Below are 12061 nucleotides of genomic sequence, written 5' to 3'. Positions count from 1 at the left end.
GGGTTTGCTGGCAGGACACGCCAAACAGCTTCTGAGCCAAGGCCTTAGCAAGCCACGCCATAAAAATCCTTTAATCGCTTTGCGCGTCCAAAAGGCGGCGGAGATCCCGCAAATCACGAATATGAAAGCGCGCCCGGCCATCCCAAACGACGCCGGAACGGAGACTCTGGACCGTGGGCATGCCCAGGCTGTTGCCGGCGGCGATTTCCGACTCCGGATTGTCGCCGACCACCAGGGCCTGGGCCGCCGGCACGCCGGACTGGTCCAGCAGCATCCGGAACAGCGCGGCCTTGCCCGGGTGCCCCGCCTCATCGATAGCATCGATGTGGATGCCCTTCATATGACGGGCAAGGCCCAGCGCCCGCACCTTGCTTTCCTGCAAACGGCGGAAGCCGGACGTGACGAGATAAAGCGGCAGGCCCAACTCGGCCAACAAGGGCAGGTCGCCGTAGTCGGCCATGGCGCCCGTCACCTCCAGCCCTGCCGTCGCCGCCCAGGCGGCCTGGTGCATGACGGGGCTGAAGCCGTGCGTCCGGCTGACCCAATCCAGGGGATGGCGCCAGATGTCGGCGAAGGCGACATCCAGGGCGTCCGGGGCCAGGGTGCCGCCGTTGGCCGCCGTGATGGCGTCGAACACCGGCCGCATAAGCGCCACGCCTATGCCATCGGCCGGGGCCAGGCAGTTGTCCAGGTCGAAGATGATGGTCCGGATCATACGGCGACGCTCCCCCGCCGACGCGGCGGCGAACCGGGTCAGAACAGGTGGCGGAACAGCCAGAACAGGCCGCCGGCCAGGACTATGGAGGCCGGCAGGGTCAGCACCCAGGCCGTGGCCATGTTGCGCACCGTGGACCATTGCAGGCCGGAGCCATTGGCCGCCATGGTGCCGGCCACACCGGACGACAGCACGTGGGTGGTGCTGACCGGCAAGCCGAAGACGTCGGCGGCGCCGATGGTCCCCATGGCCACCAGCTGGGCGGAAGCGCCCTGGCCGTAGGTCAGATGCTCCTTGCCGATCTTCTCACCCACGGTCACCACGGTGCGTTTCCAGCCGACCATGGTGCCCAGGCCCAGGGCGATGGCGACGCCCACCTTCACCCAGGTGGGGATGTAGCGGGTGGCGTGATCGTAACGGCCCAGCAATTCCTTCATCACCGCGCGGTCGTCATCGTCAAGCAGGGGGAAGCCCTGCTTCTGCAGGCGACGCAGCGCTTCGGCCGACAGGTACATGTCGTTGCGCATCTGGCCCTGCGCCACGCCGGACAGGGCGCCGGAGAAGCGCAGCTGGTCGGCGATGCTGGCCGTCAACTCATGCAGCCCGCCCAGGGTGGCGCTGGTCAAGGTGCCGCTGCGGACGTAATCCTCCACCACCGCGCGGGGGTCGGCCGGCATGCGTTGGGCATGACGGCCCAGCACATCGCCGGCCCGGTCGAAGGTGGCGACATAGGCGGGCGTGTCCGCGGCGGTGATGCCCCGGTTCAGGCCATAGGCGGCCGGCATGGTGCCGATCAGAATCAGCATGATCAGGCCCATGCCCTTCTGCCCGTCATTGGAACCATGCGCGAAACTGACGCCGGAGCAGGTGAGAACCAGCAGGGCGCGTATCCAGGCGGGCGGCGGCTTCCGGCCCTTGGGCGCCTGGAACAGCGCCTTGTCCTTGATCAGGCCCCGCATCAGCATCAGCAGCGCCGCGGCGCAGACGAAGCCCACGATGGGGGAGATCAGCAGCGTCTGAATGATCTTCAGGGCCTGCCCCCAGTCCACGCCGCTGGCCGCGGCACCGGGGGCGGCCATCAGCTGGTTCATGAGGCCGACGCCGATGATGGACCCGATCAGGGTGTGGGAGCTGGAGGACGGCAAGCCAAGGGCCCAGGTGCCCAGGTTCCACAGCACGGCGGAAATCAGCAGGGCGAAGACCATGGCGAAGCCGGCCTCGCTGCCCACCCGCAGGATCAGTTCCACCGGCAGCAGGGATACGATGCCATAGGCCACGGCCCCGGTGGACAGCAGCACGCCGGCGAAGTTGCACAGGCCCGACAGCACCACGGCGGCATGGGCCGGCAGGGAGTGGGTGTAGATCACCGTGGCCACGGCATTGGCGGTATCGTGAAAACCATTCACGAATTCGAAGCCCAAGGCGATCAGCAGCGCCACGCCCAGCAGCACGAAAGGCAGGGCGGACGCCGTGCCCGTCCCGCGCAGGTCGGCCGCCACATTGACCGCCACATAGCCCAAACCCAGGGCCAGCACCGCCAGCAGCGCCACCGTCCCCAGCCGTGCCGCCACCCCGCCAGATACGGCAGGCAGGGGCGTCAGGGGGGATTCGTCCAGTGACGGCTGAAGGACCTCAAGGTGCGCCATGGATTCAGGCTCCGGTGCGTTAGCCGTTGGCAGCGCACAACGGCGCCGGAAGATGGCGCAAGGCGGCGCGCGTGGCCTTGATCATGATCATCACGTCGCCTTGACTTTGCGGATGGTGGTCCAGGCGACCAGGCCCGGCAGGAAGACCACCAGGTCGCGCAGGCGGCGGGCGGCCGCCAGGGCCAGCGCGGCGGGCGCGTCCAGGCCCAGCGCGCCGCCCAGCAGCAGGAAGGCGCCCTCCTGCACCCCCAGGGCGCCGGGCACGACGAAGGCGGCGCTGCTGACGGCCTGGATCAGGCCCTCGATCACCAGCGCCTCGACCAGGCCCATGGGATGGCCCAGCGCCCACAGCGCCAGCCAGATCTCACCCGCCCCCAGGGCCCAGCCCAGCAGCTGCCACAGGAAGCAGCCGGTGACGGCGCCGGTGCGGCGGTACATGGCCTTGGACGCGCGATCGATGCGGGCACTGTGCGCCATGATGCCGGCCAGCCGCCCGGACGCCGCCTTGTCCAACAGGCCGGTGACCTTGGCGAACAGGCCGGCGCGCTGCACCAGGATGAACAGCGCCACCAGCGGCACCATGGCCAAAAGCCCCAGGGTCACCTGGCCGGCGATGCCCACGGGGCCCTTCAGCGCCACCAGCAGGCCCACCGCCAGCAGGGAGAAGCCCAGTTGGCTGAGGATGGAAATGGCCATGTCCACCACCAGGCTGGCGGCGGCGGGCGCGACGCGCACCCCATCCAGGCGCAGGATGCGGAAGGACACGATCTCTCCCCCGATGCGCGCCACGGGCAGCAGGCCGTTGACCGACTCGCGGATCCAGACGTTGCGGGCCATGGCGCCCAGCGAGGGGCGCGTGGCCCCGGGCAGCAGCACCTGCCAGGCCCGGGCGTTGGCCACCATGGGCACGGCATGGAACAGGCCCGCCGCCACCAAGCCCGCGCCGGCGGTCTTCAGCAGGGCCCACAGGGCGCTGGTGTCCTCGCGGGCGACCAGCACCACGGCCAGGACCAGCCCCAGCAGGGCGAACAGGCGGGCTGCCTTTTCCATCGGGTGGGGGCCTATTCCAGGGTGATGGGCAGATCGCGGAAGCCGCCGCGGGGAAAGGCGGCGGCCAAGGCGTTGACCTCGGGATCCAGCAAGGCAGCCAGCTCATCGCGGTAGCGATAACCGGGCGCGCCGCCCGGCACGTCGTCGCTGACGGCGGGGTGGAGGTAGATTTCCGTGATGCCAGGCGGCAGGCGGGCCAAGGCGCCGCGCAGCTTCTCCACCGTGACGGCACCGGTCCAGGCCAGGCCCAGCACCTGGTCGGGGGCGGCCAGGCCGGCGCGGCGCACTTTGGCCCGCAGCAGCTTGGCCCAGGGGCCGGTGACGCGGTGCAGGCCCAGGTCGGCCTGGGGCGTCACGGCACGGATGACATCGGCCGGTTCCACCGGCACGCGCATGGCACGGGCCCCGTGGCGTCGCGCGGCATCCAGCAGGATGCGGCCCACGGTGGGGTGCAGATGATAGTGCTTATGGGCGTTGACGTGGTCCAGCTTCAGTCCGGTGGCGCGGAAGGCCTGGAACTGCGCCTCCACCTCGGCCGCGACCTGGGCGGCGACCTTGGGGCGAAAGAAGATGGACGCCCCGACCTTGGCCAGATCGTTGCGGAACAGGCCGCCGGGCCCCACCAGGTCGGGGATCCGTTCAGGCGGCAGGAAGGGCTTGCCGTCCACCAGCACGACATGCAGGCCCACCGCCAGGCTGGGCTGGGCATGGGCCAGCGCCACCGCCGCGTCGGCGGCGGCCCCCGCCACCATCAGGCTGGCGGCGGTCAGGATGCCATTGAGGTGGGCGTCGATGACCGCGGCGTTGACGGCGGCCGACAGGCCGAAGTCATCCGCCGTAACGATCAGGCGCCGCCCCGATCCCCCATTGCTGGGGGTCGCGGCGGCGCCCGGCGTGGATACGGACATGAGAAGGTGTGTCCTGAACCCGAGGTAGTGGGCGCCGCATCGATCCCCGGCAATGGTCGGCGGGGTCGATGCCGGTGCCCGGCGCTTAAGGGCCGGCGTTAGGCGGCGTTGCGGCGTTCACGCAGGAACTGCCAGAACTCCACGCCCTCGCGCAGGCGGCGCTTCATCATATCCTTGTCACGAACCATCTCGCCGACGATGGAGGCGATCTTGCCGCTGCGGAAGTAGAACTTCTTGTAGAAGGTCTCGACCGAGCCGAAGATCTCGGAGTGGCTCAGATGGTCATAATGCAGCGGGGCGATCTGCACGCCGTGCTCATCCACCAGCTCGGCGTTCGCGTCGTCCAGCCAGCCATTCTCGATAGCCTGCTGGTACAGGAAGGTGCCGGGGTACGGGGCGGCCAGCGAAACCTGGATGGTGTGCGGGTTGATCTTCGCCGCCCACTTGATGGTTTCCTGGATGGTTTCCTTCGTCTCGCCGGGCAGGCCCAGGATGAAGGTGCCGTGGATCTGGATCCCCAGCTCATGGCAGTCCTTGGTGAACTTCTCAGCCACCTCGACGCGCATGCCCTTCTTGATGTTGTGCAGAATCTGCTGGTTGCCGGACTCGTAGCCGACCAGCAGCAGGCGCAGGCCGTTGTCGCGCAGGATCTTCAGCGTCTCGCGCGGCACGTTGGCCTTGGCGTTGCACGACCAGGTGATGCCCAGCTTGCCCAGTTCCTTGGCGATGGCCTCGGCGCGCGGCAGGTTGTCCGTGAAGGTATCGTCGTCGAAGAAGAATTCCTTCACCTGGGGGAAGTTCTTCTGCGCCCACGCCATCTCCTCCACCACATGGCCGACACTGCGGGTGCGGTAGCGGTGACCGCCCACGGTCTGCGGCCACAGGCAGAAGGTGCAGCGCGACTTGCAGCCGCGGCCGGTGTAGATGCTGAGGTAAGGCGCCTTCAGGTAACCGATGAAGTACTTCTCGATTTCCAGGTCGCGCTTATAGACCGGGGTCACCCAGGGCAGGCTGTCCATGTTTTCGAGGATCTCGCGGTCCTCGTTATGGACGATCACGCCCTCGGAATTGCGGAAGGACAGGCCCTTGATGTCCGACCACTTCTTGCCGTCGGCCACGTCCTTGATGGTGAAGTCGAATTCGTTGCGGGCGACGAAGTCGACGATGGGGGCCTGGGCCAGGCTCTTGTCCGCCTCGACCGCCACCTTGGCGCCGATCAGGCCGGCCTTCAGGTTGGGGTTGACGGCCTTCAGCGCCTCGATCGTCGCCACGTCCGACTTGAACGACGGGGTGGAGGTGTGCAGCACCACCATGTCGAAGTCTTTGATCTGCGAGGTGATTTCGGACAGCTTGGTCTTGTGCGGCGGGGCGTCGATCAGCTTGCTGTTCTCGATCAGCGCCGCCGGCTGGGCCAGCCACGTCGGATACCAGAAAGACTTGATCTCGCGGCGCGCCTGGTAGCGCGAGCCGGCGCCGCCATCAAAACCGTCGAAAGAAGGCGCCTGAAGAAATAGCGTCCGCATCATGACCCACCATTTTCGCCGACCGGCACCATTGTGCCGTCGGATTTGACCGAAAAGCGCTGTCCGCGCCAACTCACACGTCGAATGCCAAAGCTGGCAACGAACACCAAAAATGACAAGACGTCTCTAATCAATCCAGGCCATCGCGGCCGGGACCGTGTGATCCGTGCATCAATCGTCACCTGAAGCACGAGACGGGCGGCGACCGCAAGCCCCAGCAGCAGCAGGGACCACGCATGCCAGCCCGCGAAAATTGCGCCGATGAGCGCCAGGGGCACCGGATGGGTGACGATGGAGCCGGCGTAGCCCCCGGGGTCCAGGCCCCGGATGGTGCGGGCCCAGCGCAACTCATGAGCCAGCACGGCGCCCAGACTGGACTCGGGCGCCAGGTGCCCCACCACGAAGGGCGGCACCGCCACGGCCAGGCCCATCGCGCGCACCGCCATGCCCATGGCATGGTCGTCCGCCAGGATGTCGCGGAACGCTGCGAAACCGCCGATGCGCTCCAGCGTCTCATCCGTCAGGGCGATGGTGGAGCCGAAACAAGGCTTGGCCAGCCCGAGGCGCAGCCCCACCAGCACATTGGGCAGGAAATGATGGTCCACGGCGCGGGCCGCCTGGTCTTGCCAGAAGGAGCCGGCATCCACCGGATCACCCCGGTAGAGGCAGGTGACCAGGCCCACGCCCGGGCGCGACAAGGCGCCCACCACCCGCGCCAGGTAATCGGAACCCACGGCGATGTCGCTGTCGGCCAGCACCAGCACCTCATGCCGGGCGACCGCCATCAGGTTGATGACGTTGGAAATCTTGGCATTGGCGCCATGGCGGGTGGTGTCGACCACCAGATCCAGGCGCACCGGGCTGCCCGCCGCCTCAAGCTCGGCGATCAGGTCTTTCACGATGGCGATGGCGGGATCGTCGTGGGCCTGGACGCCACACACCACCTGCACCGGTCCCGCATATTCCTGGATGGTCAGCGCCCGAAGGCGGGCCGCCAGCCCCGGCTCCGCCCCGTGCAGGGGCCGCAGCACCGTCACCGCCGGCGCGGGCCCGCCTGGTCTTTCCCCGCCCTCGCCTTTCCCATCCCCCCGCCCATCCCCGCGTGTCGCGAAGAAACGCCGGGCGATGTCCGCCGCTGCCAGGGTATAGAGCGTGCCGACCGCGGACATCGCCCCGAAGCCCCAGCCCAGGGCGTCGGTCAACAGGGTGCCCAGGGCGTCGGCGGACGAAAACGGCATGCCGTGCGGAACTCTCAAATAGAAGCGGCCCGGCGACCCGGTCCGATGATGTCTCTGCGCCCGTGGTCTTAACGTAAGCGCGGCGCACACGCCAGCGGACGTCACCGCAGCATGGATCACCGCTGCATTGCGATACACCGAACGCGAATGCGCATCCTGTGACGGCGGACATAGCCCCTCCCGTCACACGCGTTATTGCCTTTGCCGGTCATCTGTCGACCGGCATATTGCGCTGCACGCTCCGATATTACACTTCGGGAGTGCATTTCCAATCATGGTGGTCGACACCATCATTTGTTATCCAAAGTGTCGCACCCTGGCGTCGTGGCCCCACCGGGCAGGCGGCGCGGTCCCCGGTTCCGCATTCCGCAGGAAAGTATGGCCAGCATGATCAGACAGTCCCGTGCGGCCCTGGCCGCCTGCCTCCTGATGGGCTTCATGCTCGCCGGCTGCGCCGCGCCGCCCAACGGCGGCCGTGACGAGCTGGGCGTGGTGGAACCCTGGGATCCGCTGGAGAATGTGAACCGAGTCACCTTCGACGCCAATATGTGGCTGAACGACAACGCCATCGGCCCGGCGGCCCAGGCCTATCGCTGGGCGGTGCCGGACTATGTGCAGCTGCGCCTGCGTCACGGAATCGAGAACCTGGGCGAGCCGTTGATCTTCGGCAACGATCTGGCCCAGGCGCGCATCAAGGCCGCCTTCACCACCTTCTGGCGATTCGTCTTCAACAGCACCATTGGCCTGGCGGGCATGTATGACGTGGCGACGGACATGGGGCTGACGCGCCAGACGGGCGATGTCGGCCAGACCCTCTATGCCTGGGGCGTGCGGCAGAGTCCTTATTTCGTGCTGCCTCTGTTCGGGCCGTCCACCGTGCGTGATGGCGTGGGCCTGGGCGTGGAGTTGTGGGCGGACCCCACCGGCCGCGTGTTCGACCACGCCGACGGCGGCGACGCCAACTACGCCATCGGCGTGGTGGGTGGCCTTGACAAGGCCCGCAACCTGGAAACCCTGAATGAGTTGCGCAAGGGCACCATCGACTTCTACGCCCTGCTGCGCAGCGTGTGGCTGCAGAACCGCCAGGCCGCGCTGGATGAGGCCATCGGCGTGACCACCAACAACATGCCTGAGATTCCTTAAATCTGCCCTCAGATGGCAGGCGGGCGCATCCGCGCCCTTGCTTCCCCGGTTCGCGCCCCGCGGTGCTCGGCATCCGACGGACGCGGTCGCGCCGCGGCGGCAGGAGCCCTGCGCATACCGCCGGTATCAGGTGCCCGGCAGATTAAATCTGGCGAATACATAAGAAAGAGGCCCGGCCCTTCCCCGCGGAAAGACCAGGCCTGATTCCGAACGGCAGCGTGAGCGGCTTAGGCGCCCGCCAGCAGTTTTTCCGCCTGCTGCTGCAGGCCCTGGATCAGGGCGTCGGCGCCACCCTGCTGAATGGCGGCCGAGAACTCCGAACGCCGCGTGGCCAACTGGCTGATGGTGCCATTGAGATAGACGTCGACGATGCGCGTCTGGTCGCCCTGGCCACGCATCAGGTAGTTCAGGGGCACCGGCGGCTGACCGCCAGGGGTCAGCTTGGTCTCGACGATCTGGTCGGCCCCGCGCGCCTTGGGCGTGGGATCGACGTCGAAGACCTCGCCATTAAAGCCGTCGAACTGGTTGGCGTAGGTCGCCACCGTCACCTTGGTGAAGGCGTCGATGGCGCCCTTCTGCTGGTCCGGCGTGAACTTCTCCCACGCCGGGCCGACGGCCAGGCGGGTCATCGTCGCCAAGTCGAACGTCGACTTGATCACCGGGTCCAGCTTTTCCGCGCGGCCCTTCACGCCCAGCTGCTTCGCCTGCTTCATGCAACTCAGCAGCGTATCGTAGAAGCCCTTGACCTTGGCCACCGCCGGATCGGCGGCTTCCGCCGTCGCGGGGGCCTGCTGGGCCAGGGCCGGCAGCGCTGTGCCGGTCATGGTCAGGGCCACGAAGGCCGCGGCGATGGCTTTACCCTTGAACGCGGTGACCTTGGTCGTCATGCGGTCCTCACCTGAGCGTTGGCCCCCAGCGCCTTGAGCACGGTGTCGACGATGCCGTTGGCGTTGAGGCCGGCCTCGTCATACTGTTTGGCCGGGTTGTCGTGTTCCTGGTAGCGGTCGGGCAGCACCATGGGGCGGAACTTCAGGCCGCTGTCGAACAGCCCCTCCTCCGCCAGGAACTGCATGACCTGCGCGCCGAAGCCTCCCACCGAGCCTTCCTCGATGGTCACCAGCACCTCGTGCCCAACCGCCAGCCGGCGCACCAGTTCCCGGTCGATCGGCTTGGCGAAGCGCGCGTCCGCCACCGTCGTCGACAGGCCCCGCGCCGCCAAGTCCTCGGCGGCCTTGCACGCCTCGCCCAGGCGCGTGCCCAGGCTCAGGATGGCCACGGTGTTGCCCTCACGGACAATGCGGCCCTTGCCGATGGGCAGAACCTCGCCCTTCTCCGGCATCTCCACGCCCACGCCCTCGCCGCGCGGATAGCGCAGCGCGATGGGGCCGGCGTCATAGGCCACGCTGGTCGCCACCATGTGCACCAGCTCCGCCTCATCCGCCGCCGCCATCACCACCATGTTGGGCAGGCAGCACAGATAGGCCAGGTCGAACGCGCCGGCGTGCGTCGCCCCGTCCGCCCCCACCAGGCCCGCCCGGTCCATGGCGAAGCGCACCGGCAGGTTCTGGATCGACACGTCGTGCACCAGCTGGTCGTACCCGCGCTGCAGGAAGGTCGAGTAGATGGCCACGAAGGGCTTGTACCCCTCCGTCGCCATGCCGGCCGCGAACGTCACCGCGTGCTGCTCCGCGATGCCCACGTCGAAGGTGCGCGTGGGGAAGGCCTGGCCGAACAGGTCCAGTCCCGTGCCCGACGGCATCGCCGCCGTGATCGCCACCACCTTGTCGTCGGCCTTGGCCTCCTTCATCAGGGCGTCGGCGAAGACACGGGTGTAGGTAGGCGCGTTCGCCTTGGCCTTCGCCTGGGCGCCCGTCACCACGTCGAACCGGCCCACCGCGTGCAGCTTGTCGGCCGAGGCCTCGGCCGGGGCGTAGCCCTTGCCCTTCTGCGTCACCGCGTGGATCAGCACCGGCCGGCCGTTCGGCTCGTCCCGGATGTTCTCCAGGATGGGCACCAGCTGGTCCAGGTCGTGCCCGTCGATGGGGCCGACGTAGTAGAAGCCCAGCTCCTCGAACAGCGTCCCGCCCATGACCATGCCCCGGGCGTATTCCTCAACCCGCCGCGCCGCGTTCTGCAGCGGCCGGGGCAGGTGCTCCGCCACTTGGCGGCCGATGTCCCGCAGGTTGCGGTACTGGCTGCTGCTGACCAACTTGGCCAGGTAGCCCGACACCGCACCCACCGGCGGGGCGATCGACATGTCGTTGTCGTTCAGGATCACCACCAGGCGCGAGCCCAGGGCCCCGGCGTTGTTCATGGCCTCGTACGCCATGCCGGCCGAGATCGACCCGTCGCCGATCACGGCGATGACGTGGTTGTTCCCGCCCGCCAAGTCGCGCGCCACCGCCATGCCCAGCCCGGCCGAGATGGAGGTGGAGCTGTGCGCGGCACCAAACGGGTCGTACGCGCTCTCCGACCGGCGGGTGAAGCCCGACAGACCCCCGCCCTGGCGCAGCGTGCGGATGCGGTCGCGCCGGCCCGTCAGGATCTTGTGCGGGTAGGCCTGGTGCCCAACGTCCCAGATGATGCGGTCCGCCGGCGTGTCGAACACGTAGTGCAGCGCCACCGTCAGTTCCACCACACCCAGGCCCGCACCCAGGTGCCCGCCCGTCACCGACACCGCGTCGATGGTCTCGGACCGCAGCTCGTCCGCAACCTGACGCAGCTGCTCAGGGCGCAGCGCGCGCAAGCGCTCAGGCGTCGGACACTGGTCCAACAACGGGGTCTTCGTCGCCATTCATCGGCTCCCAAATAATTCTAACCGACCTCTTACGGGCCGGTGACAGACAAACACTTTTGCATAGATCGTGATAAATCACGACTCTCGGTCGATAAGCATAAAGGGCAGGCCGCGCAACGAATCCGCCGCCGGACCGAAACCATCCAGACGGGCCGCCGCTTGCTCGGCCAGTTCCACCACCTTGGCACGGGCGGCGTCCAGGCCCAGCAGGGAGATCAGGGTCGCCTTGCCCTGGGCCTCATCCTTGCCGACGGTCTTGCCCGCCTTGCCGGCGTCGCCGGTGGCGTCAATAAGATCGTCGGAGATCTGGAAGACAAGGCCGAAATCCGCGGCGTAGTCGCGCAGCAGGGCGCGTTCCGCTTCGCTGGCGCCACCCAGGATGGGGCCGGCCTCACAGCAGAATTCGAACAGCGCGCCCGTCTTCAGCTTTTGCAGGGTCAGGATTTCGTCGTAGCCGAAGTCGGAATTCGGCGCTTCCATGTCCATCATCTGGCCGCCGATCATGCCCAGCGTACCGCCGGCCTGGGCCAGCTTGGCGATCAGGGCGCAGCGGATGCCCGCGTCGGCGTGGGCCGCCGGCTGGGACAGCACCTCGAACGCCAGGGTCAGCAGGGCGTCACCGGCCAGCAGGGCCGTCGCCTCGTCGAACTGGACATGGGTGGTGGGCTTGCCCCGGCGCAGGGTGTCGTCATCCATGCAGGGCAGGTCATCATGCACCAGGCTGTAGGTGTGCACCATCTCCACCGCCGCGGCGGCCTGCAGCCAATTGTCCTCGGACACGCCGAACAGGGCGGACGACGACTTCACCAGAAAGGGGCGCAGACGCTTACCGCCGGCGAATACGGCGTAGCGGGCGGCTTCCTGCACCCGGCCGATGTAGCGGGCGGGGGTGGGCAGCAGCGCTTCCATGCGCTGCTCGGTCTGGCGCGATGCGAGGCCCATGGCCTCCAGCAATTCACGACCCGAGGGGTAACGGCCCGAGGAAGAGGGTGCGGCGGAAGAAACTAGGCCGGTCACTTGAAGAAACCTCGAAGATGATGA

10 protein-coding genes are annotated in these 12061 nt (G+C 67.8%); 1 reads left to right on the top strand and 9 read right to left on the bottom strand.

Annotation, left to right across the window (positions count from 1 at the left end):
* Nucleotides 1–70: 70 nt before the first annotated feature.
* The 6 genes from Y958_RS22620 to hpnI form a co-directional block, all read right to left on the bottom strand.
* On the bottom strand, nt 71–715 hold the full coding sequence (locus Y958_RS22620; protein ID WP_088874245.1) for an HAD family hydrolase: 645 nt from the start codon (nt 713–715) through the stop codon (nt 71–73).
* A 38-nt stretch (nt 716–753) separates the two neighbouring features.
* The gene (locus tag Y958_RS22615) at nt 754–2361 is read right to left on the bottom strand and encodes an inorganic phosphate transporter (RefSeq protein ID WP_088874244.1); all 1608 of its coding nucleotides are present in this window, start codon (nt 2359–2361) and stop codon (nt 754–756) included.
* 90 nt (nt 2362–2451) lie between these two features.
* A complete protein-coding gene (locus Y958_RS22610) occupies nt 2452–3411 on the bottom strand; it encodes a lysylphosphatidylglycerol synthase domain-containing protein (protein WP_088874243.1) in 960 nt (319 codons plus the stop codon).
* Nucleotides 3412–3422: 11 nt separating this feature from the next.
* On the bottom strand, nt 3423–4319 hold the full coding sequence (gene hpnK, locus Y958_RS22605) for a hopanoid biosynthesis-associated protein HpnK (RefSeq protein WP_088874242.1): 897 nt from the start codon (nt 4317–4319) through the stop codon (nt 3423–3425).
* Nucleotides 4320–4417: 98 nt separating this feature from the next.
* Nucleotides 4418–5845: a hopanoid biosynthesis associated radical SAM protein HpnJ gene (gene hpnJ, locus Y958_RS22600; RefSeq protein ID WP_211098752.1), complete on the bottom strand. Its 1428-nt coding sequence runs from the start codon at nt 5843–5845 to the stop codon at nt 4418–4420.
* Nucleotides 5842–7080, bottom strand: a complete 1239-nt coding sequence (gene hpnI, locus Y958_RS22595; RefSeq protein WP_088874240.1) for a bacteriohopanetetrol glucosamine biosynthesis glycosyltransferase HpnI — start codon at nt 7078–7080, stop codon at nt 5842–5844. Before hpnI ends, hpnJ begins: the two co-directional genes overlap by 4 nt.
* A gap of 387 nt (nt 7081–7467) precedes the next feature.
* On the opposite strand from hpnI, the gene Y958_RS22590 reads away from it, so the two are divergent.
* Nucleotides 7468–8223, top strand: a complete 756-nt coding sequence (locus Y958_RS22590) for an MlaA family lipoprotein (protein WP_186291564.1) — start codon at nt 7468–7470, stop codon at nt 8221–8223.
* 227 nt (nt 8224–8450) lie between these two features.
* On the opposite strand, the gene Y958_RS22585 is transcribed toward Y958_RS22590, so the two are convergent.
* The 3 genes from Y958_RS22585 to Y958_RS22575 form a co-directional block, all read right to left on the bottom strand.
* The gene (locus Y958_RS22585; RefSeq protein WP_050897946.1) at nt 8451–9110 is read right to left on the bottom strand and encodes an ABC transporter substrate-binding protein; all 660 of its coding nucleotides are present in this window, start codon (nt 9108–9110) and stop codon (nt 8451–8453) included.
* Complete coding sequence (gene dxs, locus Y958_RS22580) at nt 9107–11017, bottom strand: 1-deoxy-D-xylulose-5-phosphate synthase (protein WP_088874238.1); 1911 nt, start codon at nt 11015–11017, stop codon at nt 9107–9109. The genes Y958_RS22585 and dxs overlap by 4 nt, the downstream gene beginning before the upstream one ends.
* A gap of 78 nt (nt 11018–11095) precedes the next feature.
* Nucleotides 11096–11962 (bottom strand): polyprenyl synthetase family protein, encoded by an 867-nt coding sequence (locus tag Y958_RS22575; protein ID WP_088874237.1) that lies wholly within the window; start codon nt 11960–11962, stop codon nt 11096–11098.
* Between the last annotated feature and the right edge of the window lie 99 nt (nt 11963–12061).

This window comes from Nitrospirillum viridazoti CBAmc (assembly GCF_000730165.1).
In the GTDB taxonomy this organism is placed as follows: Bacteria; Pseudomonadota; Alphaproteobacteria; order Azospirillales; family Azospirillaceae; genus Nitrospirillum; species Nitrospirillum viridazoti.
Note: the sequence above shows the minus strand (reverse complement) of the source record. Positions and strands in the feature narration are given on the sequence as shown.